This is a genomic window from Paenibacillus sp. FSL P4-0081, from assembly GCF_000758565.1.
GTDB classification, from domain to species: Bacteria; Bacillota; Bacilli; order Paenibacillales; family Paenibacillaceae; genus Paenibacillus_AQ; species Paenibacillus_AQ phytohabitans.
Genome location: NZ_CP009280.1, coordinates 614428 through 640036, shown reverse-complemented (window position 1 = coordinate 640036; position 25609 = coordinate 614428). Strand labels below are relative to the sequence as shown.

General features: G+C 51.5%; 17 protein-coding genes and 2 riboswitches. Of the genes, 4 read left to right on the top strand and 13 right to left on the bottom strand.

The genetic code is table 11. The features are described from left to right. Positions 1-328: 328 nt before the first annotated feature. From P40081_RS02810 to P40081_RS02795, 4 genes are all read left to right on the top strand, one after another. A complete protein-coding gene (locus P40081_RS02810) occupies positions 329-1249 on the top strand; it encodes a hypothetical protein (protein ID WP_042133188.1) in 921 nt (306 codons plus the stop codon). 49 nt (positions 1250-1298) lie between these two features. Next, positions 1299-3176 (top strand): FAD-dependent oxidoreductase, encoded by a 1878-nt coding sequence (locus tag P40081_RS02805; RefSeq protein ID WP_039309805.1) that lies wholly within the window; start codon positions 1299-1301, stop codon positions 3174-3176. Positions 3177-3413: 237 nt separating this feature from the next. Then, a complete protein-coding gene (locus tag P40081_RS02800) occupies positions 3414-3863 on the top strand; it encodes a hypothetical protein (protein ID WP_039309806.1) in 450 nt (149 codons plus the stop codon). Positions 3864-3881: 18 nt separating this feature from the next. Next, positions 3882-4862: a polyprenyl synthetase family protein gene (locus P40081_RS02795; protein WP_042133185.1), complete on the top strand. Its 981-nt coding sequence runs from the start codon at positions 3882-3884 to the stop codon at positions 4860-4862. 1076 nt (positions 4863-5938) lie between these two features. Here P40081_RS02795 and P40081_RS02785 read toward each other — a convergent pair. The 13 genes from P40081_RS02785 to P40081_RS38910 all read right to left on the bottom strand — a co-directional run bounded on the left by P40081_RS02785 (position 5939) and on the right by P40081_RS38910 (position 24912). Then, positions 5939-6823, bottom strand: coding sequence for a UbiA-like polyprenyltransferase (locus P40081_RS02785; protein ID WP_042133181.1), 885 nt, complete (start codon positions 6821-6823; stop codon positions 5939-5941). Between the two features lie 18 nt (positions 6824-6841). Beyond that, positions 6842-8137, bottom strand: coding sequence for an aspartate aminotransferase family protein (locus P40081_RS02780; protein ID WP_042133178.1), 1296 nt, complete (start codon positions 8135-8137; stop codon positions 6842-6844). Positions 8138-8297: 160 nt separating this feature from the next. Then, positions 8298-10223, bottom strand: a complete 1926-nt coding sequence (locus tag P40081_RS02775; RefSeq protein ID WP_042133176.1) for a peptidase U32 family protein — start codon at positions 10221-10223, stop codon at positions 8298-8300. 21 nt (positions 10224-10244) lie between these two features. Next, positions 10245-11036: an energy-coupling factor transporter transmembrane component T family protein gene (locus tag P40081_RS02770; RefSeq protein WP_042133173.1), complete on the bottom strand. Its 792-nt coding sequence runs from the start codon at positions 11034-11036 to the stop codon at positions 10245-10247. After that, complete coding sequence (locus P40081_RS02765) at positions 11029-11931, bottom strand: energy-coupling factor transporter ATPase (RefSeq protein ID WP_042133171.1); 903 nt, start codon at positions 11929-11931, stop codon at positions 11029-11031. Before P40081_RS02765 ends, P40081_RS02770 begins: the two co-directional genes overlap by 8 nt. Continuing rightward, complete coding sequence (locus tag P40081_RS02760; RefSeq protein ID WP_052421644.1) at positions 11907-12773, bottom strand: ATP-binding cassette domain-containing protein; 867 nt, start codon at positions 12771-12773, stop codon at positions 11907-11909. Before P40081_RS02760 ends, P40081_RS02765 begins: the two co-directional genes overlap by 25 nt. A 19-nt stretch (positions 12774-12792) precedes the next feature. Next, positions 12793-13356: a Gx transporter family protein gene (locus P40081_RS02755; protein WP_042133170.1), complete on the bottom strand. Its 564-nt coding sequence runs from the start codon at positions 13354-13356 to the stop codon at positions 12793-12795. Beyond that, positions 13340-13729: a NusG domain II-containing protein gene (locus tag P40081_RS02750; protein WP_039309813.1), complete on the bottom strand. Its 390-nt coding sequence runs from the start codon at positions 13727-13729 to the stop codon at positions 13340-13342. Before P40081_RS02750 ends, P40081_RS02755 begins: the two co-directional genes overlap by 17 nt. A 207-nt stretch (positions 13730-13936) precedes the next feature. Next, positions 13937-15451, bottom strand: coding sequence for an HD domain-containing phosphohydrolase (locus P40081_RS02745; RefSeq protein ID WP_305954220.1), 1515 nt, complete (start codon positions 15449-15451; stop codon positions 13937-13939). Between the two features lie 515 nt (positions 15452-15966). Next, positions 15967-16932, bottom strand: coding sequence for an alpha/beta hydrolase (locus P40081_RS02740; protein ID WP_042133167.1), 966 nt, complete (start codon positions 16930-16932; stop codon positions 15967-15969). A gap of 212 nt (positions 16933-17144) precedes the next feature. Continuing rightward, on the bottom strand, positions 17145-18266 hold the full coding sequence (tnpB, locus tag P40081_RS02735; protein ID WP_042133165.1) for an IS200/IS605 family element RNA-guided endonuclease TnpB: 1122 nt from the start codon (positions 18264-18266) through the stop codon (positions 17145-17147). A 304-nt stretch (positions 18267-18570) separates the two neighbouring features. Continuing rightward, positions 18571-20433, bottom strand: coding sequence for a choice-of-anchor A family protein (locus tag P40081_RS37205; RefSeq protein ID WP_081969803.1), 1863 nt, complete (start codon positions 20431-20433; stop codon positions 18571-18573). 81 nt (positions 20434-20514) lie between these two features. Beyond that, a riboswitch (cyclic di-GMP riboswitch) is annotated at positions 20515-20604 on the bottom strand. A 504-nt stretch (positions 20605-21108) separates the two neighbouring features. Continuing rightward, positions 21109-24912, bottom strand: a complete 3804-nt coding sequence (locus P40081_RS38910) for a choice-of-anchor A family protein (RefSeq protein WP_197074322.1) — start codon at positions 24910-24912, stop codon at positions 21109-21111. 82 nt (positions 24913-24994) lie between these two features. Then, a riboswitch (cyclic di-GMP riboswitch) is annotated at positions 24995-25087 on the bottom strand. Positions 25088-25609: the final 522 nt, after the last annotated feature.

Sequence of the window (25609 nt, the reverse complement as noted above, 5' to 3'; positions counted from 1 at the left end):
TCACATAATAGTCTTTTAAAAAGCTGTTCATATATTTTAAAATTTGATATACTTCAGAAGTAAATTTATTTATCATTTAAGTGATTATTTTCACATGAGTATTTCCCAGCTTGTGCTAGAATGCCATCGAACAAGAAACGAGATAATTAAATTTTTTCTTATTACCTGCCGATATATGTCGTATGCCTGCTACAAAAAGGGACCTAAGACCGATTCCAAAGTGACAAATGTCATTTATAAAGTGATTTTTATCACTTCCAATTACTATTAAAATGTTTTACATTTTAATATATATATTTTAAACTATTTTCTTGGAGGTCATATCAAAATGAAAAAAGCTTCTGTAATCTTGTCGAGCGCCCTGGTACTTGGCACTTTACTCGCGGGTTGTGGTAACAACAACAATGCGGGCAACGCTGCTGCAACTAATGCACCTGCTGCTGCGACCACTGCTCCTGCTGCTGACGCAACAAATGCTCCTGCAGCTAACGCTGGAACAGAAACAGGCAAATACCAAGACGGCACCTACTACGGAACAGTTGATGTTGATGCAGAAACTGGCTGGCAGACTTTCGTTCTGCTTACTGTAGAAGGCGGCAAAATCACCAAAGCTGACTGGAATGCTTTCAATACCAAAACAGCCGGCGATCTGAAGAAAAAAGTATCTGAAGACGGCAACTACGGTTTGGTTAAAATTGGCGGTGCTCAATCCGAATGGCATGAACAAGCAGCTAAAGCTGAAGCTTTCCTGATTGAAAAACAAGATCCGGCAGCACTCGCTTTCGATGCTGAAGGACATACTGACGCTGTATCCGGCGTATCTGTACATGTTAGTGACTTCGTAGGCGCTGCTCAAGCTGCTCTTGCTGCTGGTCCAGTACAAGTGGGTCCTTACAAAGACGGCGGTTACAAAGCTGAAGGCGAAATGGATGCTGAATCCGGCTGGAAATCCACTGTAGCTGTATCCGTTGCCGGCGGTAACGTTGTAGCTGTTAATTTCAGCGGCGTGAATGCTGCAGGCGATGATAAGAAACAATATTCTGTAGACGGTAAGTATGGAATGAAAGCTGGCGGCGCTTCTGCTGAATGGCACGAAGAAATCGCTCTTGCTGAGAAATACTTCCTTGAAAATAAAGGCGCAGCTCCTACCCTGGATGCTGAAGGCAAAACAGATGCAATTTCCGGCGTATCTATCCACGTTGGTGAATATTTCACACTGGCACAAAAAGCACTTGAAGGCGCGAAATAATTATTCGCTATCCTTTTGCAGCTAATCAGACGAATGAGGTGAGTTTCTCTTGAAGAAAATAGTCATTTTGGGCGGCGGCTACGGCGGCGTACTCACGGCTAAGAAACTGGCAAAGAAATTTAAGAACGACAAAGATGTAGAAATCAAACTGATCGACCGAAATCCATACCACACTCTCTTGACTGAGCTGCATGAGGTTTCTGCGAATCGCGCACCTGAGGATTCGATCAAAATTGACTTGAAGAAAATCTTTGCCGGCCTGAAAGTGGATGTTGTTCTCGACGAAATCAGCAACATTGATTTCAAGAACAAGAAGCTGAAATCCGACAAAGCTACCTATGCTTATGATTACCTGGTAATCGGCACAGGAAGTAAACCAACCTTCTTCGGAATTCCCGGAGCTGAAGAGAATACCTTCTCCTTCTGGTCTTATGACGATGCAGTTGCCCTGAAGCGTCAAATCCGCGACATGTACACCAAAGCTGCGAAGGAAAAGAATGCGGCAGTACGCCGTTCCATGCTGACCTTCGTAATCATCGGTGCCGGCTTCACTGGCGTCGAGCTGGTTGGTGAAATGGCTGAGCAACGTGAAGAACTGTGTAAGGAATTCTTCATTGATCCTTCCGAAGTAAGATTGATTGTAGCTGATATGGCTCCGAAGATTCTGCCTATCCTTCCAGAGAAGCTGATTCAGAAAGCCGAAGCCCGCCTGCGTAAGATGAATGTAGAAATTGTTACCGGCGCCAAAATCACCGAGGTAGGCACAGGTTCTGTAGCCCTCGGCGAAAAGAACATCGTGGATGCTCAGACTATCGTCTGGACGGCCGGTGTTGAAGGCTCCGAAATCGTTGGCAGTCTTGATGTTCAGCAGCAAGGCCGCAAACGTATTGTTACGAATGAACACCTTGAAAGTGTTGACCATAAGAACGTATACGTTGTAGGGGATAACATCTTCTTCATCCCTGAAGGCGAAGAACGTCCAGTTCCACAAATGGTTGAGAATGCTGAACAAGCTGCACCTGTTATCGCGGGCAATATTACTGCCGATATCAAGGGCACGCCTAAAAAAGCTTACAAACCAGGATTCCATGGCACCATGGTTTCGATCGGCAGCCGCTACGGTGTAGCGAACGTTGGTCTTCCGGGCAAATTCTTCATGCTGACCGGCTTCATGGCTATGCTGTCCAAACATTTCATCAATATGTTCTACCTGTCCCAGGTTGTGGGTTTCAACAAAGTATGGACTTACATGATGCACGAGTTCTTCCATGTTGAGAACCGCAAGAGCTTTGTCGGCGGATACTTCTCCAAGCGCTCGCCGAACTTCTGGCTCGTTCCGCTCCGTATGCTTTTGGGTGGTATGTGGCTATATGAAGGTATAGAGAAGATCAGAAAAATCTGGGTTGATCCCAATAAGATCTTCCTGATTCCTGCAGCTCCTTATGCAGATGCTACTTCTGCAGCCAGCGTGGCTGTGGATGCCGTTAAAGACACCGTAGATGCCCAATCTGCAGCTTCCGCAGTATCCACTGCCAAAGAAGCAGTATCGGCTTTGCCGGTTCCAGGTTTCATCTATGATATTTCTAACTGGTTCATGGATCTTATGTTCTACAACCCGGACGGTTCTTACACCTTCCTGGCTAAATGGTTCCAAATCGGCATGGTTTGTGCCGAAATCGTCTTCGGTGTTATGCTTATCGTTGGTTTGTTCACGGCTATTTCTTCCTTGGCTACTATAGGTATGGCGGTCATGATCTGGACCACCAAGATGGCAGCTACAGAAATGCTCTGGTACGTTGCGGCGGCTATTGCCTGCATCGGCGGATCAGGCAGCGTGTTCGGTCTGGATTACTATGTTCTTCCTTGGCTCAAGAAGCAGTGGAAGAGGATTCCACTCGTCCGGCGCTGGTATCTGTTTACCGACTGATCATACGGGTAACTTCTTAGTAAGTGTATAACTTATTACAGTGGCGGTGTATGCACATGCTGCGCTGCTGCAAGCTGAATATGATGTTCTTAAGAGTAATGTGTCCCTAGGACACATTACTCTCCTTGTTTAACAAGGTGAAAGCACATATCTGCATAAAGATGTACAGAATGGTTTTGTAGGGATAATCAGGGCTGTGGTTTCTTCCGGCAAAACCGACAAGAAGGAGAGAATCTTGTGAACAAAAAACTCATTGAAGATACATTCCGGATGCTTCAGGCTGAAATGTCCCCGATCGCCGGAATTCAGTTGTATCTCTCTCCGGCAGAATGCGAGCAATTGCTCTCGGTACTGGAACGCCATGATCTGGAATATGACCGCAAAGTCCATTTGCTAGGTATTTATACCATTCTTACCGTGGCTGCACAGCGCCATATGGAATGTGTCCCACATCATCCTGACCTGACCCGCAGCATTTTGGATGGAGATTACCTATACAGCTTTTACCTGCAGTTTGCAGTGAAATGCCGAGAGCTGGATCTGGTTGCTTATTTGGCTCCCTCAATCAAAAAAATGCAAATTGGACGGTCAAATGGAGATTTCACGGAACAGGATCCGGCCCAGGGGTTTGATGAATTCCTCATTCAGGAGCGCAGACAGCGAAGCCGCACAAGCAAAGCCATTTGACAGGTGGGAACACAAAAGATGAAGCTGCACGAAGCCTTGCATATTGATCTCAATGAAATTAACCGTGAAATTAAGAATTTGGTGACCCGCGATAAGGATGTTCCCAAAAAGTCGCTGCTGGCGCAGAGTATTCTTGAACTGACCGGCTCCGGCGGCAAACGGCTACGCCCGCTGATGGTCATAGTCGGCAGCCGGTTCGGACGCAAGCCGGCCGGACGCAGAACCCTGCAATTATCCGCAGCCGCTGAATTCATCCACGCCGCCTCATTGATTCATGATGATATTATTGACGACGCCGAACTGCGGCGGGGCGAGCCTGCGCTGCATACCAAGACCGGCATCCTATCCGCTGTGCATATCGGCAATTATATGTCCGCCCGCGTCATCGAGCTGCTAAGCAAGTATTCAGGTGATAAGAATCGTTACGTTCACGATCTGTCTTCTGTGGCCACTGCCCAGTTATGTCTGGGGGAATACCAGCAAATGGAGCATGCCTTTGATTACAACCTGACACTTGAGCAATACCTGGAGAAGTCCCGTAACAAAACAGCGCTGCTGATGGCTACCTGCCTGCGGGTAGGTGCACTATCCACAGAAAGCACCGAAGAAGTCGCCGATCTTCTCTATAATTTCGGCGAATCGCTCGGCATGTCATTCCAGATTCAGGATGACATCCTCGACTTCACCCAGTCGGCGGATGTGCTCGGCAAGCCCGCAGGTAGCGACCTGCGCCATGGCCAGGTTACCTTGCCTGTACTTTTCGCCCTGCAGGACCCTGAGCTTGCCCCAGTGATCCGCCGGATTGGCCCCTCTTCTTCTTCCGAAGAGGTTGCGCATGTCTTGGAGCTGGTAAAGAACAGCGACGCTCTGGCCCGCACAGAAGCTGTCAGCCAGGACTACCTGTCCAAGGCCGCAGCGATCGTGCAGCAGCTCTCCAGCTTCCCGGCACATGCCGATCTGGAGATCCTGCTGCAGTATTTCGCCGGACGTGACCGGTGAGCCTGAGCAGCCGTGCAGCAGGTTAACCACTGCACGCCATATCAATTTCTAAGTAAACGAGTCCTTTGGGGCTCGTTTTTTTGCTTTATGCGAACCCCCGCCTATATCCCAGCGATTTTTATGAAAATCCTGCACAGAATACAACATTTCCCTCATAAACCTGACTCAAATCCAAAATTTTTGTACAAAAGGCAACATTTCTCCTCTTCCGAGCCGCTTAACGGAACAATTGTTGTATTTCATACAACAATCCGTTCGAATACCCTACTATTAATGAATCAGAGTTGTAATACGTACAACATTATGCCCTTTCAGAGTTACTCAGGTACTTTATAGAGACCTAAACTATACAAGAACCCAGTAGGGTAGGATTCATTCGTGTTTTTTTGATGGATTATACTGTACGGTGCGCAGCAGAAATAGTTAAGCTGGGCATTAATTCTACCTGTATGATGTTGCTAAACAAGTGAACGCAGCAACGCGAACGTGAGCGTGTTTAGCTTAGTGGTTTTGCTTTTAGGTTTGCTTTTTAGGTTTGCTCTTGGGGGTTATCTCTTGGGGTTATCCTTGTGGGTTGTCCCTTGGGGGTTGTCTCTTGCGGTTGTCTCTTGCGGTTGTCTCTTGGGGGTTGTCTCTCGGGGGTTTATCCTTGTGGGTTGTCCCTTGGGGGTTGTCTCTTGCGGTTGTCTCTTGCGGTTGTCTCTTGCGGTTGTCTCTTGGGGGTTGTCTCACGGAGGCAAAAAGAAAAGCGCGAAGCCTAAGCTTATCGCGCTCTTTGCCGCCCGCCCCGCTGGGTAGGCTTGTTGTCTTTTTGAAGTTAATCTTGCCTGGGGAGAGGTTAGGACGGAACGGAGAGGAATTTTGGAACTGGAGAAGCGTCAGCGTTCGCCTGAAAGCTTTCCGTAGGAAAGCTCGCATCGGAAGCATACGCTAAGCTCGGATTCCTACCGCTCACAGTGGTTCTAATCAGGGAATCTGAGCTTAACAGCGACCGGAGGTCCAAATATTCATCGCAGTGCAGCATCCCAACCTCTACCGCGCGGCCGGCAGCCAGCCGCCAGCCGCGCCTCCGCAAACTAATTAACGTAAAAATAATCAATCAACGTACACAGCAATATCACCATACTGATCACCTGGTTCAAATTATAAGAGGCCACCTTCATCATCTTACGGTTCGAAGGTTTGATGATCTTGTGCTCTGTCATCAGCAGTAATGTAGCAATCCCGATGCCCACTAGATACATCCAGCCAAGATCACGCCAGAGGTACAGGAACAGCAGCAGCATAATCATAATGAAATGCAGCCCCTTGGAGATCCGCAGCGCGTTCTCCAGTCCGAAGAAGCTCGGAATGGACCATAAGCCATTTTTCCGGTCGAAATCGATGTCCTGGGTCCCGTAGATGATGTCAAAGCCGGCAATCCAGAGCATGACCACTGTTCCGATAACGAATGGAGTGAATGCAATATTCCCAGTTACAGCAAACCAGGCACCGATCGGCGCTGAAGCAATCACGAAGCCCAGATACAGATGGCTCAGGAAGGTAAAACGCTTCGTGTACGAATAGCTCGAGATCAGCACGATGGCCACCGGAGACAGCAGCAGGCAGAGCAGATTCAGCATCCCGGATGCGACAATAAACAGCGCATAGTTGATGATGATGAACAGGATGACTTCCTTCTCAGCGATCAGACGCTGCGGCAGATGCCGGTGTGCGGTACGCGGATTATTGCCGTCAAAGGTACGGTCCACCAAACGGTTGAACGCATTGGCCCCGTTACGCGCGCCGATTAGAGCGATCAGCCCCCACAGCATCATATGGCCGGAAGGCCAGCCTCCCGCCGCCCATACCATCGAGATGATGGCAAAAGGCAGGGAAAAGAGCGTATGGGAGAACATGACCAGCTCGCTGAACATTTTCAATTTAAGTGCCGTATGCTTAAAAGCATTAATGATAACCATAATGTTGTGCCTCTTTCTTCAATGAATCGCTTGCTTGACCAGGGACAACACTTCATCCAAGGCAGCAAGCATAGCATCAATATTCTCTGCGGTGACGACCAGCGGCGGCTGGAAGGCGAGAACATTGCGGCCTATGCCGTTTTTGCCGATCAGGTAGCCGCGGTCCTTCATCTCTTCAAGGACATGGTCTGTCCGCTCCGCCGCCCCCTCAGCTTCGGAGCCGGCAAGCTCGGCACCCAGCATGAATCCGGTCCCCCGCACATCGGTGATCAGCGCAGGATAACGCTCTTGAAGCCGGAGCAGGCCTTCCTTCAAACGTCCGCCCAGCTCAGCCGCACGTTCCGGCAGCCGTTCACTCTGGATATAATCCAGCACAGCCAGCGCCGTAGCCGCGGATACAGGGTTGCCCCCGAACGTCGAGGCCGAAGGCTTGTTCAGTGAAGCGGCAATCTCATCTGTAGTCGAAAATGCGGCGACAGGTACGCCGTTGCCCAGTGCCTTAGCCATGCTGATGATGTCCGGTACTACGCCAAAATGCTCAATGGCAAACATAGCTCCCGTACGGCCATAGCCGGTCTGAATCTCATCGTCAATGAGCAGTACACCGTACTGTTCCAGCAGCGCTTTTACCTCGCGGAAATAAGACAGGGCTGGCATAATCATGCCGCCATTCCCCTGAATCGGTTCAACGATCATGGCGGCGATAGTATCACCTTTCTCGGCGAGAACACGCTTCAGGCTCTGAATCGACTGCGCAGCAGCTTCTTCCAGCGTCATCTCCATATGATACGGACGCTCAATGAACGTCACATCTTCATCCAGGTAAGCGTCTGTCCGCCACATTTGCAGGCCGGTCACGCTCATTGTAAGATTGGTCCGTCCATGCAGTCCGGCTTCCAGGGCAATGAACCCTTTGCGTCCGGTATGCATCCGTGCCAGCAGGAGTGCCCCTTCATTCGCTTCCGAGCCGCTGTTAACGAAGAAGGTCCGGCGCAACGCGCCCGGCAGCAGACCCTCCAGACGCTCGGCCAAATCTACATTCGGCTGGGTCAGATAGACGGTCGAGGTATGCTGCAGCTGCTGCAGCTGTGCTATCGTGCGGGAGGTAATCGCCGGATTGCAGTGGCCGCAGGCGACAACCGATACCCCGGCGAAGAAATCCGTATATTCTTGGCCGTTCTCATCGTACACGTACTGCATGCTTCCGCGTACCAGTTGCGGGGCATCCCGGTAAAAATGTGCAGTGCACGGGTAGAAATACTGCTTTCTTTTGACGGCTACCGCATCTCTTCCAATGATGTTGCTCTGTTCCATGAAGGTTCCCTCGCTTTCAGCTGCTGATAATCCAAGATGATGGCCATAATGTGGATACGAAGTATAAATCAGCTTATTAGTTTGTGAAAATAATAACTTATCAATGCGCCACTTACCGTTATTATACTCGCCCTAGCGTTATTTTAAAATTGAATTATTATTAATTGAATTGCAGTGAACCCAGTGTGTAGCCCGCGTATACCGGCTTAAGTCCGCCCAGCAGATCATCGCCCAGCTTCGGTCCGTTAAGCGCAGCCTGGTAAGCAGCAATAATCGTGCGCAGTTCTTCAGTGCTGTAAGTAGCCCCTTCAATTCGGAAGCTCGTAATCCCAAGTCCGTTCAACTCATCCAGCATCGGCAGATAACACAGCTCTTTGGCGAACAGCAGGTGGCAGCGGCCATATTGGTCGCGGTAGACCGGATTCTCACCTTTGTCGGTTTTGAGCACCAGCACATCATTGCTGACAAACTGGTTGTCTTCCTCACCAATCGGCTCCATCACTTCCGTATTCTCGAACAGATCATGCTCCATATACATCAGCGCCGGCGTTCCGTGAACCACAACTTCCAGCGGCAAATCGCTGCGCGAGATGAAAGAGGCAAAGTGCTCCAACGTCATTTCCGGTGAAACTGTAAGCTTCGTAAGGCCGAGTCCGGTATACAGTCCGGCAGACAGGTGGTTGTAGACATTCAGGTTGGCATCGCCAATCATCGGGTAGCCGGTCCCACGGTAGCGGCGGATCGCTCCGAGGTTCGTAATCATCAAGCCGTCAATCGGCAGCTTCTCCCCGTTCAGCAAGTGGTCATATTGATCAAAATGCAGCTCCGTCATCATCCGCGGCATTCCGAGGTACAGCTTAGTCCGGCCTTTGATGGCTCCAAGCTCCTTAATATCCTGCTTCGTGAACGGACGGTCCGGCTCAAACACATCACCCGGAATATATAAGCTCTCTACACCCATCTCCAGCACGAGGCGCGCTTGTTCCATATTGTTCACCCGCACAGCCAGCTCCGGCTTCGTCTGCTTACTGCGTTTATCTTCGGCCATCCGTTCGCGCAGCTGCATTACCCGTGCTTCGGACAGCTCGCGCTCTGCAGTCGGTGTACTGAATACTTTGCCAGTGCTATAGAACTTGCCTGTACCTTCATAGCGGCGGTTGATATTCGTTAGTCCCGGTTTGCCAAAAGCGTACGCGGTGGAAAAATCACGTTTGCGGTTCTTGTACAGCTCTTTGGAATCCACCGTACGGTCAAAGCCCAGCGGATCATCGATATAGCGGTCAATCGCATCGCCATAGCTGTTGGCCAGGTTCACCATAAACTCCTGGTCGCGCATGCGGCCTTCAATTTTGAAGGAAGTAATACCGGACTCAATCAGCTCCGGAAGATGCTCATACATGAACATATCCTTCACGGCCAGCGGGTATTCCGCAGGGAAGACATAGCCGTCACGTTTGATCCGGTAATCCCAGCGGCAAGGCTTCATGCATTTGCCCCGGTTGCTGCTCATCCCGAACACCTGGGAACTGAAATAGCAGTTCGCTCCGTGCACGGAACACATATCGCCATGGATGAAATATTCCAGCTCTACACCGCTTCTGCTTCCCAGCAGCTTCGCTGTCTGCAGATCCATCTCACGGGAGGTAACGACCCGGCTGACGCCAAGCTCCTTCAGTGCGTGAATCATCTCCAGATTATGCACATTCATCATGACCGAAGCGTGAACCGGAACGGTAAGCTCCATCTCACGGATCAGCTCCAGCACAGCCATATCCTGAACGATCAGCGCATCCGGACGGGCGCCATCCAGAAACTTCAGGTACTCTCGGGCTTCTTCCACGTCTTCTTCGCTAAACAGATTATTTACGGTGACGTATACTTTTTTATCCAGCTTGTGGGCGATCGACACGGCTTCAATTATTTCCTCATGACTTAAGTTATAGCCCTTGCGCATCATTCTCATATTCAGCACCGGACCGCCGAAATACACGGCATCACACTTCGATTCAATCACAGCCTTGAAAATCTCAAACGTTCCGGCAGGTGCCAACAATTCAATCTCTTTACCATTAAAATAACGTGCCATTCTTGTTTCCTCCTAAACTTCCTACAATAATGCTACTGCAATTCCCAAGACAACGAACATAGCAACAAACAGCGTATCAGCGGCGCCCCACCTGAGGCGGTGATACCGGCTGCGCGGCGCATCCATACGGAAGCCCCGGGCTTCCATCGAATACACCAGGTCCTGGGCACGCCGGAAAGCACTGGCGATGACCGGAACCAGCAGGGAAACTAGCATCCGCGCCTTCTCTTTCAAAGGGAGCTCCTTCAGATCCGCGCCGCGCGAGGCCTGCGCCTTCAGAATAATCTGCGCTTCATCAAGAATCGTCGGGATAAAGCGCAGCGCGATGCTGATCATCAGCGTGATCCGGTCCGGTGACAGGCCGAGCTTCTTAAACGGAGCGAGCACACCTTCAAGGCCCTGGTTCAGCTTGCCGGGCGTTGTCGTAAAGGTCAGCAGTGCCGTGAAGGTCAGCAGGAAGAGCATGCGGATGACTGAGAACGCCCCCAGCCGCAGGCCTCCCTCATGCAGAGAGAAGGAGCCCAGCGACCACAGGACATCCCCTTCCTTCACGGACAGGGACTGCACAATGAAGATGAATAACATCAGATAACGCAAAGGCTTCGCAGCCTTAATGAAATATTTTAGCGGGATGCGGGTGGTTGCCATAACAATGATGGAGAACAGGGCTATGAGCCCAATCGCCATCCACGAATTGGACAGCAGGATAATCACTACGTAGAGCAGCATGCCCGTAATTTTGGACCGGGCATCCAGCTTATGGACCCATGAGCCCGTATCAATGCTGCGTCCCAGCAGCAGGCGTTCATTCATGGCCATTCCCCTTTTCTTCCATGCCGGCGGCGTTCTTGCGCTCTGCGAGCAGGGCGGCGATCCGTTCCGCGAGGGCCTCCGCCGTAAGGAGCGGCTTCTCGCCGGCCAGGCCGAAGCGCTGGGCGACGGCCTGCCAGTACCGGAGCGACTGCGGAACCGTCAGTCCGCAGCGCTCCAGGATCGCCGGATCAGCGGCCAGCTCCTGGCCGCTGCCCTGGAAGGCGAGCCCGCCGTCCTTAAGCAGGGCCCAGCTGTCGGCATACGGCAGCAGCTCATCCATCCGGTGCGTCACGATGATGATCGTCCGGCCCTGCTCGCGGCACAGCCGCTCCAGCAGCGCAATCAGCTCGGCGCGGCTTACCGGGTCCAGCGTCGCTGTCGGCTCATCCAGCACGACAATGTCCGGGTCCATCGCCAGCACCGAGGCGATGGCCGCCTTGCGCATCTGTCCGCCGCTCAGACGGAACGGATTGCGCTCAAGCAGGGCCAGATCCAGGCCCATGTCCGTCATCGCTTTGCGTGCCCGCTCCTTGGCCTCCTCCGGACTCACGCCGAAGTTAAGCGGCCCGAAGCAGAGGTCCTTCTCCACCGTATCTTCGAACATCTGCTGCTCCGGGAATTGAAAGACCAGTCCGACCCGGCGGCGCAGCGGAAACAGCTTCGGCGACTTCTCTCCTGCAGTGATAGTCACATCAAGCACCTGCACCGTACCATCTGTCGGTTTCAGAATCCCGTTGAACAGCTGGAGCAGTGTGGATTTACCGGAGCCCGTTGCCCCGGCAATCCCGGTCAGTGACCCCTGGGCAATATTCAGATTAATCCCATGCAGCGCCGTCTGCTTCCACATACTGCGGTCAGCATACGTATAGCTTACTTCCTGAAGTTGTATGGCCATAGTGTGTCTATAAGCTCCTTTTCGCTGGCGGGTACATCCACCGTAATCCCCCTGCTCTGCAGTTCACGGGCAAGACGCCAAGGGTAGGGTTCCCGCAAATGGCATTTCTCCAGCAGGTCTTCATTACGGAACAGCTCCGCAGGCGGCACATCCGCCGCTATGCTTCCGCCATGCAGCGCAAGCACACGGTCCGAAGCCAGGATTTCATCCGGATCATGTGTAATCAGCAGTATCGTGTACGCCCCTTCTGCCTGCATGTCCCGCAGAATGCCCATAAGCTCATCACGGCTGCCTTCGTCCAACATAGAAGAGGCCTCGTCAAGGATGACGATGCCTGGCTTCATGGCAAGAATCGAAGCAAGCGCGACACGCTGCTTCTGTCCGCCCGACAGCTCTCCGGGATGCTTGGACAGCAGATGATCAATGCCCATCTTCACGGTATAGAGATCAAGCCGCTGCTTCATCTCTTCGTAGGGCAGACACAGGCCTTCCAGGCCGAAGAGGATATCTTCCTCTACCGTCTGTCCGATGAACTGGTTATCCGGATTCTGGAACACCATCCCGATGCATTGCCGGATGTCTCCAATTGTCTCTTCCTGCAGCGTATGTCCGCAGACAGTAATCTCCCCGGCACTCTTAGGCAGCAGTGCATTCAGAAGCTTGACGAGCGTAGATTTCCCGCAGCCGTTGGGTCCTACTATGCTTACCCATTGGCCCTGCGGGATAGACACGTTAATATCATGGAGAATCGGATGCTCCGGATCATATCCGAAGGAGACCCCCGCTAGCGTAATAACGGCCGGTTCCTCACCGGCCTCTGTATCATTGTACGATTGATTCATGTTAGTCATCCTTCCGCAGCTAGTGACCCGGTCCGTTCAGGAACTCTTCAAACAAGGATATCTTGGATAGCGAGTCTACGACATACCGCACGGCGAAGCCGACAGCAATCCCTGTCACGATTCCCATAATCAGCAGAACCGGCAAGTAGTATAAAATACTCATTGATTTGAATACAATCGCTGCCGCCAGCAGTTGTCCGGTATTATGGGCTAGTCCGCCGGCAATGCTGATTCCGATTACACTGAACTTCTTGCCCCCCAGCTTAACCAGCGCGAACATGACCACAAAGCTGAACAACGAGCCGAACAGGCTGAAGAGCAGACTGGACAGTGTGCCGAGCAGAAATGCGGTCAGCAGCGTCTTCAGAATGACCAGCACGAATACATCTCGTCCACGCAAAAAGTAAATACAGGTCAAAATCATAATATTGGCGAAACCCAGCTTGGCTCCGGGCATCAGCCCCATTCCCGCAAGCGGAATCTGAGCCTCGACAATACTCAGCACTACGGCAACGGCCGCGAAAATCGCAATAATGACCGTCCGCTTCAGCGCTGTAGCCGATTCACTACTGGACATAGGCATCTACTTCATCCTCCCCCGACCCGCTTGCAATTTCAACTAATACCCGGTGCGGAAGGCATACTATGGTCTGCTTGGGCAGCGTGATAAATCCAAAGCCGAGACATACCTGATCGGGACAATCCGCATCGTACATCTCAATCCCGTAATCATGCACCTTCAAAATGTTATAGCCCCGATCTGTACGGATATCAATGGTTTGCTCTTCTTTGGTAAGCGTTACTGTTTTGAACAGCTTGCCGTCTACCGTTATATTGGCCGTAAGTTCCTTGCCCGGCCCACCTTTATCAGCATCATTTGACAGCCATCTCGGCACCAGAAAAGCAAGCGCAGCAATCAAAACGATAGAAATCAGCAGCACATCTGCGCGTTTCATAGAAATCTCCCTTATTTTTTAATTAAAATCCAGACTTAATAATTATAACGGTCCGCCCGCAATCCTTCAATGAATGTAGTCGTTAATTGTCGCATTTCAATGGCAGTTCACAAAATAGGCACGCAAAGCAGAAGCGGAACCCTCCACAAACTGGATGGCATCCGCTTCTGCAAGAAATATAAGGATAACCGGAAGAACGCTGCATCCTTATCCTGTTTTGACGGGATAGCCTGTTTGAAGAGGTTCCGGCTTCCGTCCAAAGTAAGACAGAAACAAGCCGGCGAATTCCGGGTCCCATTGAGTGCCCCTTCCCTGCTCCAGAATAGCCAGCGCCCGGTCGTGATCCATCCCTTTGCGGTACGGGCGGTTAGAGGTCATGGCATCATAGGCATCCGCCACAGCGATAATCCGGCCATGTAAAGGAATATCCGTACCGGCAAGGCCATCCGGATATCCTTTACCGTCATAACGTTCATGATGGGAACGGACGCCGCCCAGATAGGGTGCCATCTTTTCTACCGGTTCAATCTGCCGCAGAATATTCTCTCCAAGCACCGAATGGCTCTTGATCTGGTCAAACTCCTCATCGGTAAGGGCTTCTTCCTTGAACAGGATGCTGTCCCTCACCCCAATTTTGCCAATATCATGCAGCAGGGCCGTCTTGCGCAGATCGTCCAGCTGCTGCCCGGTAAGTCCGGCCAGCTGGCCGATAATGACAGAGTATTCCGCGACACGCAGGGAATGCCCTGCCGTGTAAGGATCACGGGCATCCAGTGCCACAGCCAGTGTAGTGAAGTAGCTGCCCAGCAGCTGCCGGCTCTGTTGCTCCCGGGCCTGCAGCCCCCGGACCATCATATTAAACCCCGCTACCAGCTTAGAGAATTCATCGGAGTACTCATCCTGCACCTGAATCATATTGCCGTCTTTCACATGATTCATTGCCTGATACAGCTCATTAATAGGGTGCTGCACACTATTGGTCAGCAGCCATGCCGCAATAGAGGAGAAGAGCGTGCCGATCAGCAGCACCATACTCGCCCAGGCCCAGTAACTTTGAAGCCCCACCACAACTACAGGACTCTCATGACCATTCAGACGAATATGGGTAGCCATGATAAACAGGAACAGCGGAAAGGTGCCGATCAGCATGCAGCTCACCAGAAATTTGGGACGGATAGGTACAAATACATGTCCTTCCAGGGAAAAGTCGACGCCATACTGCTCCAGCGCCCGGTTCCTGAATTCTTTGATCAGCGGAATAATGGCCGTACAGGTCAGAAAAAATTCAATCAGCGCATGCATACACGCCACAAGAACAGCGCCGCACATAGCCAGAATCAGATAAAAATAAGGAATAGTAATCCAGCCGTTGTAGATCATCCAGAATGTCATCAGGACAGCCGGGAGGGACAAGCCCAGAAGGTGAGGCCCCATAATCCGCTGAACCGCGCGTTTCGGCAATTGATGTGTATGCAGATACGCCTCTTCCAGCATAGACAAAGTAAGGTTATCTTCATACAGCGCAGTGCGTACCGGTCTGATCTGATTGATAAAAACCCCGATCTCCATGACCGCCATAATCACGAATGACAAGGCGAGCACAAGCAAGAGCCTGAAGTATTCGATGCTGCTAATCTCCAGAGAGGAGAGCAGGATCAAACTCCCTACCGCCAGCACCGCTACTGCTGAGCCGAATATATAATTCCGGATCTGATTTTTCAAAAATCTTCTGTATAATCTCATCTGTCCCATCATCCGTCCCGGCCTCAGCCCAATATCCGCTTGCATTTCTATATATCGCATGTTATAATAATATAATATTTGTTTTCGTGTATGATTATCCCCATCAAGAAGATGTCAGGCCGGTGAATTACTTGTCTTTATTATCGGCAGTTTGGACACAAAATCTTACGTTTTCTTGCAGTACTTTTCCTTTTTATGAGATTAAATTCAAACATAGCATTCCGATTCGCACTGGCGCGGCCACGGAGCCGCAAGGACAAAAGAGAGGTAGGGCTTTTGTCGTATTGGAAGGATTTCTCTCGCCACACGGCTGCTGGAAATAACAAGGAACAACGACACCCGTTTCGCTCACAAACGGCGGGGGATTCATATACCGATAAGACATGGCTGGCTGCTTCCCTGACACAGGGAAAGGCCCCATGTGTGGAACATAATAAGCGCCCGATACCCGCTGTTTGCGGATATCGGGCGCGTCTACGTTCCGGGGACTTTTTTTAGACCCAATCAGCCGCTGCCGGGCTGTGTACATAACGTTCCACGAAGTCGCCTACTGTGCGGATATACTCCCTTTTATCCGTATCATAGGCAAGACCATGCCCCGCTCCATGCACCACCAGCTTCTCCTTCGGACTCTTGCAGGCATCATACAGCTCATCCATCATCGCAAAAGGCACAAACTTATCCGCATCTCCATGGATAAACAGAATCGGCACCCGGGCTTTACGCACCTGATTCAGCGCTGACGCTTCACCAAAATAATAGCCGGCCTTCATCCGCGTTACCAGGCTGGCTATCTGCACAAAGGGAAAGCCCGGCAGATGATACATCCGCCACAGCTGGTAAGTCAGCTGCGCTTTGACTGAGGTGTAGCCGCAATCAGCGACAACGGCTTTGACCTGCGGAGGAAGCTGTTCACCGGCGGTCATTAACACTGTCGATCCGCCCATAGATACGCCATGCAGCACAATTTGCGCCTCCGGCCCGGTCTCCTGCAGAATAAATCCGATCCACTGCAGATAATCACGGCGCTCCGGCCAACCGAAGCCAATATAGTCCCCTTCGCTCTTCCCGTGACCTCTGGCGTCGGGCAGCAGTACATTATATCCCAGGTTGTCATAATAGTTTTTGGCGGTTGCCCCCATGTCCTTAGCCTTGCCGGAATAACCGTGGGCGATAATTACGGTACGGCCCGCAGCATGCTCTGAAGCCAGATAGTAGCCTTGCAGCTTCAGTCCATCTTCCGAGACCAGCTCCACTTCCCGGAAGTTCTGCCGTGCCACCCATTCCGCCCCTTCCCCCCACGAAGCTCCGGCTACCGGCGGGTCCACCTTCAGATCCGGCGTCTTGCCCAGGAATTCCTTGGGCGCCCGCTTAATAGCCACTCCATAAAAGTAAAATCCGGCATAAGCCAAAATCCCCGTGATTACAACCAGCACTACTAGCAGGTATATACCCCACATAACGTTCACCCTTTCAGTAAGCAACCATCCCTTTGAGGAAATGTGTATTCTTGCTTTTGAATTCTCCCCCACTTAGCTAACGCTTGAAGTGGCGGATTCTTGCGAACAGAAGAGTACCCTCTTCTTATGGAGCAAGCGATCCCTGCGTTCCCGCAGTTTTACATTTTTGACGCAAGTGAAATGTTGAATTCTATCGTTTGGTTAGGTGGCGGTTAAACCGCTACTTGTTCAATATTGTGAGCGGCGTTTTCGTCACGGTCATGGATCGTCCCGCAGGCCGTACATGTCCATTCCCGAACGGACAGGTTCTTCACCTCGGGGTGGATCGTGCCACACACATGGCAACGCTGACTGGTCGGCTCAAACGTGTCGGCGATCCGAAGATTTCGTCCATACCATTTCGCTTTATACGTCAGCTGTCGCACCCACTCGCCCCAAGACGCATCAGCAATGGATTTTGAAAGCTTGGGGTTCTGAATCATATTCGCCACACGCAGATGTTCGATACTAATCGTTTGGTTTTCACGAATCAGTCTCGTGGTCAGCTTGTGGAGGAAGTCATTTCGTTTATTGGCAATGCGTTCGTGAATACGAGCGATATGCTGCCTTGCTTTCTTCCAGTTGGAGCCGCCCGGAGTACGCCGAGCCATCCGCCGCTGCCAAAGCGCCAGCTTGTTCTCGTATTGACGGTAAAAGCGAGGATTGGCGATATGTTCCCCGTTTGAGCATACTGCATATTCTTTCAAGCCTAAGTCGATGCCAATAGGTGTATCCACTTGGGGCAGAGGGTTCTTTTGAACTTCGCAAACGAGCGAAACGAAAAATTTCCCGCTGGCGTTTTTACGAACGGTAGCGGACAATATCCGGCCTTCCAGCTTCCGGGAGTTTGCAAAACGTATCCAGCCGACTTTTGGGAGCTTCAAGCGACTGCCCTCCATGGCGATATTCCCGTTGGTGAATTTGGTCGTGTAACTTTGAATCGGATGCTTTCGGCTCTCGAAGCGTGGCGCTTGATTTTGCTTCTTGAAAAAACGATCAAAGCTATCCGCCACATGACGGGCAGCCGACTGCAAAGCGATGCTATCGACTTCTTTCAGCCAGTCGTATTGTGCTTTTAAACCGGGGAGTTGTGTTGCACAAGCGTGATAAGACAAGCCTTTTCCCGTTTCCGCATACCTTTGATTCCAAGCTTCCAAGAAGTAATTGAACACAAAACGGCAGCAGCCAAACATTCGACGAATGAGTTGCTTTTGCTCTGTATTGGGGTAGATCCGATATTTATAGGCTTGATGAACCAGGGGTTTCGAAGAAACCTCCTGCGCAGACACGAGCATGTGCAACACCTCCTTTTAGTGATCTCATTCATATTATAGCACATATGTTCGTCTTGAAATCGAAAACTGCTGATTCATCCCCACCCTATCGAGGGTGGAGTATTCTCAGCTTTTTTAGATAAATAATTTGAGCATAGTATAGCATGGTATCCGTCCAACTAAAAACACTGCCGTCAGTCTGCGCTGCCTGGTGTGTGTAAGTAGTGAGCTACGAATTGAATGCGCTCCCCGTATACAAAAAGACTGCTTCCCGGAGAATCTCTCCGGCAGCAGCCCTCATCCAAACACAGCGGCTTAATCATAATCATTTGCGCTTGTTCACTCTGGCAGTTCTTCTAAGAAGCAGGCCCAGACCGGCAAGAGCAACACCCGTAATATAGTACGGCGCAGGACTTGATTCACCCGTCTGCGGCAGGGTTTGCTCTGCAGTCACACTGCCCAGAGGAATCTCGTCATCGATAATGATTTCTTCAGGTGCCGGTCCTGCTACAGGTGAAGGTCCAGGTGCAGGAACCTCCACAACTGGCTGTAGCGCTGTTGTTGTCAGCACCGTCACAACCGGTGATGCTGCCGGCCCGAGAGGAACCGGGTCATCAATAATAGTCGTGTCAGTATCAGTCACAATAGTCCCAATCACTGTCGGAGCGGTTGATGTCGGAAATACGAAGCTTGGGACAAAGACGCTCGTGCTGGTTGCTGTCGGTGCTGTTGTCGGTACAGCGGTCGGCACTGTTGTCGGCGTTGCCGTTGGTGCCGCTGTCGGTGTTGCCGTTGGTGCCGCTGTCGGCGTTGCCGTTGGCGCTGTTGTTGGCGTTGCCGTTGGTGTCGGCGTTGGCGCTGTTGTCGGCGTTGCCGTTGGTGCCACTGTCGGTGTTGCCGTTGTCGGTGTTGCTGTTGGCGTCGCTGCCGGTGTTGCCGTTGGTGCCACTGTCGGTGTTGCCGTTGTCGGTGTTGCTGTTGGCGTCGCTGCCGGTGTTGCCGTTGGCGCTGTTGTCGGCGTTGCCGTCGGTGTCGGTGTTGCCGTTGGCGCTGTTGTCGGCGTTGCCGTCGGTGTCGGCGTTGCCGTTGGCGTCGGCGTCGCTGCTGGCGTTGCCGTTGGCGTCGGCGTTGCCGTTGGCGTTGGCGTCGCTGCCGGTGTTGCTGTTGGCGTTGGCGTCGCTGCTGGCGTTGCCGTTGGCGTCGGCGTCGCTGCTGGCGTTGCTGTTGGCGTCGGCGTCGCTGCTGGCGTTGCTGTTGGCGTCGGTGTCACTGCCGGCGTTGCTGTTGGCGTCGGAGGATCTTGCCCCTTATAAGGAATATGGTGCGATTCCCCCGATCCTGAGAGCGAAGCTCCGATCAGATTCCCGTTGATTTGACCATTATTAAATTGAATAGAGGCATATGGAGCCAGCACAGATCCCAGAACTCCGATACCTTCGATTTGAAGACTGGTCGCTTGACTGAAGTTATATAAAACTTTACTGTTCATAGCGTTATCCTTATTTCCGTTACCATTAATTCCAGTCCCCATATTCTTCATAGTTACTGTAGTACCGGAGATATTAACTATAGCTGTTGAGCCATCAGGAATCTTAATTCTCAACTCATTTGCACTAGACAGCTTGCTGCCGTCTACAGTAAATATGTTAACACCCGAATTTGTACCTTCCAAAAAGAAATTACCGGAGTTGGCAGTGGTAACCCCATTAACAGGCTGAGAAGCAAGCTGTTGAGATTTCTCTCGGAGCAAACTGAACTGGGCTGCAAAGTCCACAACATTTATTTGTTGTTGTAAGCTTCCTGTCCCCCCGCGCGGGCCGCCGCTGCCGCTATAACTCCCCCCGTAGACTACATCACCCACGGTTTCTCCCTGGGAATAATACAGATTACCACCGGCGATGAGAGAGTAGGCTTCCTTCGTTTCCTCACTAGTAAGACTATGTCCCACAGAATAATTAACATTTAAATTCACGTTTCCGCCGGCAGCTAATCTACCTTCAATATCACTATGTTTAACATCAACATCTCCCAAGATGAACACATTATACTTGGATGTATTGCCCGGCAAAGAGTTGCCCTCGGCTTTAACTGAGGTGCTCCCCAGTGAAATAATTCCGCCGCTTCCCACAATCAGAACTGCTATAAGTCCGAACACCGTAAGACGTTTGAATTTTTTTAATTGGAACATACAGCTCACCTCACAGTTAATATAGATATAGGCCACATTTATATAACAAAAAAAGACCGCCGGAAAGAGGATTGCTCTCTTTACGGCAGTCGGACGATCATTGCGCTCCATCGCGCTTTAGACTCCTGGACTTTGCGTCCCGTCCTTTCGAACGGTTTGCGTTTATACGTCAGTGGAAGATTAGGTTGTGAAATTATGTACTAAATCAAACTTTTATACTAATGTCTATGACATTCGTTACTTTGGAACTATTTTTAGTTTATCCGCTATCAGGGCTGATTGTCAATGAAATCCTTTGAAACATCTGGTAATAGATTATATCTGCTGATTCATTCCAAAGCACTGTTACAAAAGGTTTTTTTAAAGAATCTATAGCTTTTTCACCTAAATCCCGATCCTCTCATCGCCCTCGATGGCACCTACAAGAATATTTTGGAACCATGTATAAAGAACTAATTTAAATATTGCAAATTTTAATATAAACACGAGGGCCCATGATCGTAAAGACGCACCTCTTTCTCCTTAGCACATTTTCTTTTACGAGGAAACATAATAACAAATGTATATCCCACATAAAAAAGACTGCTTTCAGGAGAACGTCTTCTCCCAAAGCAGCCTTTTCCCGATTTAGCGGTGATATCGCCAGCCTTTCGGAAAGGATCTTACGGATTGCATTTATTTACGTTTATCTGTTCTGGATCTTCTGCCGAGGAATATTCCCAATCCTGCAAGGGCTAGACCGACTAAGTAATAAGGAGCCGGACTGGACTCACCAGTCTTCGGGAGCGCGGCATCCGCAGGTACATTGCCTAACGGAATCTCTTCATCAATGATTGTCACAATCGGCGTTGAACTTGGTGTTGCGCTTGGGCTTGGCGTTAGGGTTGGACTTGGTGTCACCACTAACGGCCGAGGTGTTGCTGTTGCCACAGGGCCCAAAGGCAGCGGATCATCAATGATCATGGTATCCGGATTTACAATATAGCCGATTATTGGAGTCGGCGTTGGCACTACATTAATAAAGACGGGCGGTGCAGACGATGGCACTGGTGCCGGTGGTAATGTCGGTGCTGGTGTTGTTGTTGGTGTTGGTGTTGGTGTTGGTGTTGGTGTTGGTGTTGGTGTTGGTGTTGGTGTTGGTGTTGGTGTTGGTGTTGGTGTTGGTGTTGGTGTTGGTGTTGGTGTTGGTGTTGGTGTTGGTGTTGCCGTTGGTGTTGGTGTTGGTGTCGGCTCTGGCGTTGGTGTTGGTGTCGGTGTTGGCTCTGCCGTTGGTGTTGGTGTCGGTGTTGGCTCTGCCGTTGGTGTCGGTGTCGGTGCTGGTGTTGGCGTTGGTGTTGGCTCTACTGTTGGTGTTGGTGTTGGCTCTGCCGTTGGTGTCGGTGTCGGTGCTGCCGTTGGCGTTGGTGTTGGCTCTGCCGTTGGCGTTGGTGTTGGTGCTGCCGTTGGTGTCGGTGTTGGATCTGCCGTTGGCGTCGGTGTCGGTGCTACTGTCGGTGTTGATGTTGGATCTGCTGTTGGTGTTGGTGTCGGTGCTGCCGTTGGCGTTGGTGTCGGCTCTACCGTTGGTGTTGGTACTGCTGTCGGTGTTGGTGTTGGATCTGCTGTTGGTGTTGGTGTCGGCTCTGGCGTTGGTGTCGGTGCTGCTGTTGGTGTCGGTGTTGGATCTGCCGTTGGCGTCGGTGTCGGTGCTACTGTTGGTGTTGGTGTCGGCTCTGGCGTTGGTGTCGGTGCTGCTGTTGGTGTCGGTGTTGGATCTGCCGTTGGCGTCGGTGTCGGTGCTACTGTTGGCGTTGGTGTTGGCTCTACCGTTGGTGTTGGTGCTACTGTTGGCGTCGGTGTCGGTGTTGCCGTTGGCGTTGGTGTTGGTGCTGCCGTTGGCGTTGGCGTTGGTGTTGGTGCCGCTGTTGGCGTTGGTGTCGGTGCAGCCGTTGGCGTTGGTGTCGGTGCAGCCGTTGGCGTTGGTGTCGGTGCTGCCGTTGGCGTTGGCGTTGGTGTTGGCGCTGCCGTTGGTGTTGGTGTCGGTGCTACCGTTGGCGTTGGCGTTGGTGCTACCGTTGGCGTTAGCGTTGGTGCTGCTGTTGGTGTCGGTGTTGGTGCCGCCGTCGGCGTTGGTGTTGGTGCTACCGTTGGTGTTGGTGTCGGTGTTGGTGCCGCCGTCGGCGTTGGTGTTGGTGTCGGTGCTGCTGTTGGTGTTGGTGTTGGATCTGCCGTTGGTGTTGGTGTTGGTGTTGGCTCTGGCGTTGGTGTCGGTGTCGGTGCCGCTGTTGGCGTTGGTGTCGGTGCAGCCGTCGGCGTTGGTGTTGGCTCTACCGTTGGTGTTGGTGTCGGTGCTGCCGTTGGCGTCGGTGTCGGTGCTGCTGTCGGCGTTGGTGTTGGCGCTGCTGTCGGCGTTGGTGTTGATGTCGGTGCTGCCGTCGGTGTTGGGGTCGGCGCTACCGTTGGTGTTGGTGTCGGTGCTGCCGTTGGCGTTGGTGTCGGTGCTGCCGTTGGTGTCGGTGTTGGTGCTGCCGTTGGTGTCGGTGTTGGTGTTGGTGCTGCCGTTGGCGTTGGTGTTGGCACTGCCGTTGGTGTCGGTGTTGGATCTGCCGTTGGCGTTGGTGTTGGTGCTGCCGTTGGCGTTGGTGTCGCTGTTGGTGTTGGTGTTGGTGCTGCCGTTGGCGTTGGTGTTGGTGTTGGTGCTGCCGTCGGCGTTGGTGTCGGTGCTGCCGTTGGCGTTGGTGTCGGTGCCGCTGTTGGCGTTGGTGTCGGTTTCACTGTCGGCGTTGGCTTCACTGTCGGTGTCGGTTTCACTGTCGGCGTTGGCTTCACTGTCGGTGTCGGTTTCACTGTCGGCGTTGGCTTCACTGTCGGTGTTGGCTTCACTGTCGGTGTTGGCTTCACTGTCGGTGTCGGTTTCACTGTCGGCGTTGGCTTCACTGTCGGCGTTGGCTTCACTGTCGGTGTTGGCTTCACTGTCGGTGTTGGCTTCACTGTCGGCGTCGGTTTCACTGTCGGCGTTGGTGTCACTGTCGGTGTTGGTTTCACTGTCGGTGTCGGCTTCACTGTCGGTGTTGGTTTCACTGTCGGCGTCGGCTTCACTGTCGGCGTTGGTTTCACTGTTGGTGTCGGTTTCACTGTCGGTGTTGGCTTCACTGTCGGTGTTGGCTTCACTGTCGGTGTCGGCTTCACTGTCGGTGTTGGCGTCGGAGTGCACTTAGGTGTCGGCGTCGGCTTCACTGTCGGCGTTGGCTTTACCGCTGGTGTCGGCGTCGGCTTCACTGTCGGCGTTGGCTTTACCGTTGGTGTCGGCGTCGGCTTCACTGTCGGCGTCGGCTTTACCGTTGGTGTCGGCGTCGGCTTCACTGTCGGCGTCGGCTTTACCGTTGGTGTTGGTGTCGGCTTCACTGTCGGTGTTGGCGTCGGAGTGCACTTAGGTGTTGGCGTTGGTTTTACCGTGGGTGTCGGTTTCACCGTTGCTGTCGGTGTTGGTGTCGGTGTTGGAGTTGGTTTCACCGTCGCCGTCGCCGTCGGCGTTGGCGTTGCGGTCGGTTTCACTGTTGGTGTCGGGCTTGGTGTTGCGGTTGGTGTTGGCGATGGGCTGGGTGTTGGTGTTGCGGTCGGTGTCGGACTTGGCGGCGGTCCATCTCCCTCGTATGTTCCAAGGTGCATTTCTACTCCGCCGCTAAAAGACTTGGCAATTAGCGTTCCGTAAAGCTCTGCACCGGAATAATTGACATCCGCCTTAGGCGCCAGTATCGTTCCCAAAAAGGTCGTATACGCAATATTCACCTTGGTCGCTTCGTAGAAATTGAACAACACTTGACTTGCTCTACCGTTATTCATTGCGAAGCTTGGTACATTGACCGTAGCTCCACTTATGTTAATAATTAACGTGGCATTCTGGGCAATGTTGAATTGAATATTGTTTGTATTCGCCAGCGTTGCCGCATCCAGATGAACTACGTTGAAAAGATCCGGCGCACTTATTGTAAGTGTTCCATAATTATTACCAATTTCTTTCGTAGCGGACAATGCCCCGTATGCTGCAGAACGCGAGATCAGATACTGCTTCTCAGCCGGGAAATCAATCGGGCTTCCCTGCTTCTTCGCGCCTATAATGTTCACACTAGGCTCATTGGCTTCAAAGGTGTCCCCATACACAACGTTTCCGTAGATTTCTCCGCTGCCCGAATGTTTAAACTTCTTGCCGGCAACGAGTACGTCGGTGGCTGAAGAATTCCTGTAGGCCCTGGCTACCCCGTAACCTCCAGAGAGAGTAATATTCCCCCCCGCTGCAAGACGGCCTTCAATTTGATCATTGCCTTGCGTGAAATCGTCAAAGATAAAAGCATTAAAATTCCCGGCAATCCCCAAGACCGGCGTTGGATTGTAAGGCACACCAGATGTTGCCCTTACCTCCGTCCCCCAAGTGAAGGCGCTACTTACGGTCAGTACGCCCGCCAGAATAAAGGCGGCCGCTTTTCGCATTTTTCTTCTCAATAATCTACACCTCCTATTCAACTATTCTATGAAATCGCCGCAAAACTATAACAAAAAAAAGACCGCCACGAAGGGTTAGCTTCACGGCGGCCGGACGACCATAGCCCGGACTTAAGGGGCATCAGATTCCTGACTTTGCGTCCCGCTCTTTCGAAACGGTTTGCGTTTGTACATGATTGATATGAAATTGGAAAAGCTTATGTAATACCCAACTGAAATCTGTGATATTTGTTACTTTAGAACTAACTTCAGTTTAGATGCCGACTGGCATATTGTCAATATATTTCCAATTGATTTCACAGCTATTTTTTTGATGAAAAAAGATTGAAAAAACCCTTTATTTATAAGGATTTATAGAAGTTTAGAATATAACCTCCTGACGAAAAAGGTCGATAATTCCGCTAATTCGCCGCAGTATTTCTTCCTTTTCACAGAGCTATTTCTTACAATTTTAAATATTAAAATTTAGTATTTTAGTCCTACTCCTTCTCCCTTCCCCCAACTCATCTCCGCTTAAGCAAACCGCACCATGGTAAACGCGAAGAAACGGGCGCCATCCCCTTTAAGGATACCGCCCGTTTTCCGTTCATACCGGAGAGCTCTTTTATAGTAAGGGCTCTATGATAATCATATATTTTCACAAAAACTGGCGCCTAAGCAAACCCTGGCAGCAGTCTTTAATCGACATTTCTAGGGA

Excerpts from the sequence above, each read along its gene's own strand:
- P40081_RS02810 (WP_042133188.1), top strand. The coding sequence starts at position 329 with ATGAAAAAAGCTTCTGTAATCTTGTCGAGCGCCCTGGTACTTGGCACT.
- P40081_RS02795 (WP_042133185.1), top strand. The coding sequence starts at position 3,882 with ATGAAGCTGCACGAAGCCTTGCATATTGATCTCAATGAAATTAACCGT.
- P40081_RS02785 (WP_042133181.1), bottom strand. The coding sequence starts at position 6,823 with ATGGTTATCATTAATGCTTTTAAGCATACGGCACTTAAATTGAAAATG.
- P40081_RS02780 (WP_042133178.1), bottom strand. The coding sequence starts at position 8,137 with ATGGAACAGAGCAACATCATTGGAAGAGATGCGGTAGCCGTCAAAAGA.
- P40081_RS02775 (WP_042133176.1), bottom strand. The coding sequence starts at position 10,223 with ATGGCACGTTATTTTAATGGTAAAGAGATTGAATTGTTGGCACCTGCC.
- P40081_RS02770 (WP_042133173.1), bottom strand. The coding sequence starts at position 11,036 with ATGAATGAACGCCTGCTGCTGGGACGCAGCATTGATACGGGCTCATGG.
- P40081_RS02765 (WP_042133171.1), bottom strand. The coding sequence starts at position 11,931 with ATGGCCATACAACTTCAGGAAGTAAGCTATACGTATGCTGACCGCAGT.
- P40081_RS02760 (WP_052421644.1), bottom strand. The coding sequence starts at position 12,773 with ATGAATCAATCGTACAATGATACAGAGGCCGGTGAGGAACCGGCCGTT.
- P40081_RS02755 (WP_042133170.1), bottom strand. The coding sequence starts at position 13,356 with ATGCCTATGTCCAGTAGTGAATCGGCTACAGCGCTGAAGCGGACGGTC.
- P40081_RS02750 (WP_039309813.1), bottom strand. The coding sequence starts at position 13,729 with ATGAAACGCGCAGATGTGCTGCTGATTTCTATCGTTTTGATTGCTGCG.
- P40081_RS02740 (WP_042133167.1), bottom strand. The coding sequence starts at position 16,932 with ATGTGGGGTATATACCTGCTAGTAGTGCTGGTTGTAATCACGGGGATT.
- tnpB (WP_042133165.1), bottom strand. The coding sequence starts at position 18,266 with ATGCTCGTGTCTGCGCAGGAGGTTTCTTCGAAACCCCTGGTTCATCAA.
- P40081_RS37205 (WP_081969803.1), bottom strand. The coding sequence starts at position 20,433 with ATGTTCCAATTAAAAAAATTCAAACGTCTTACGGTGTTCGGACTTATA.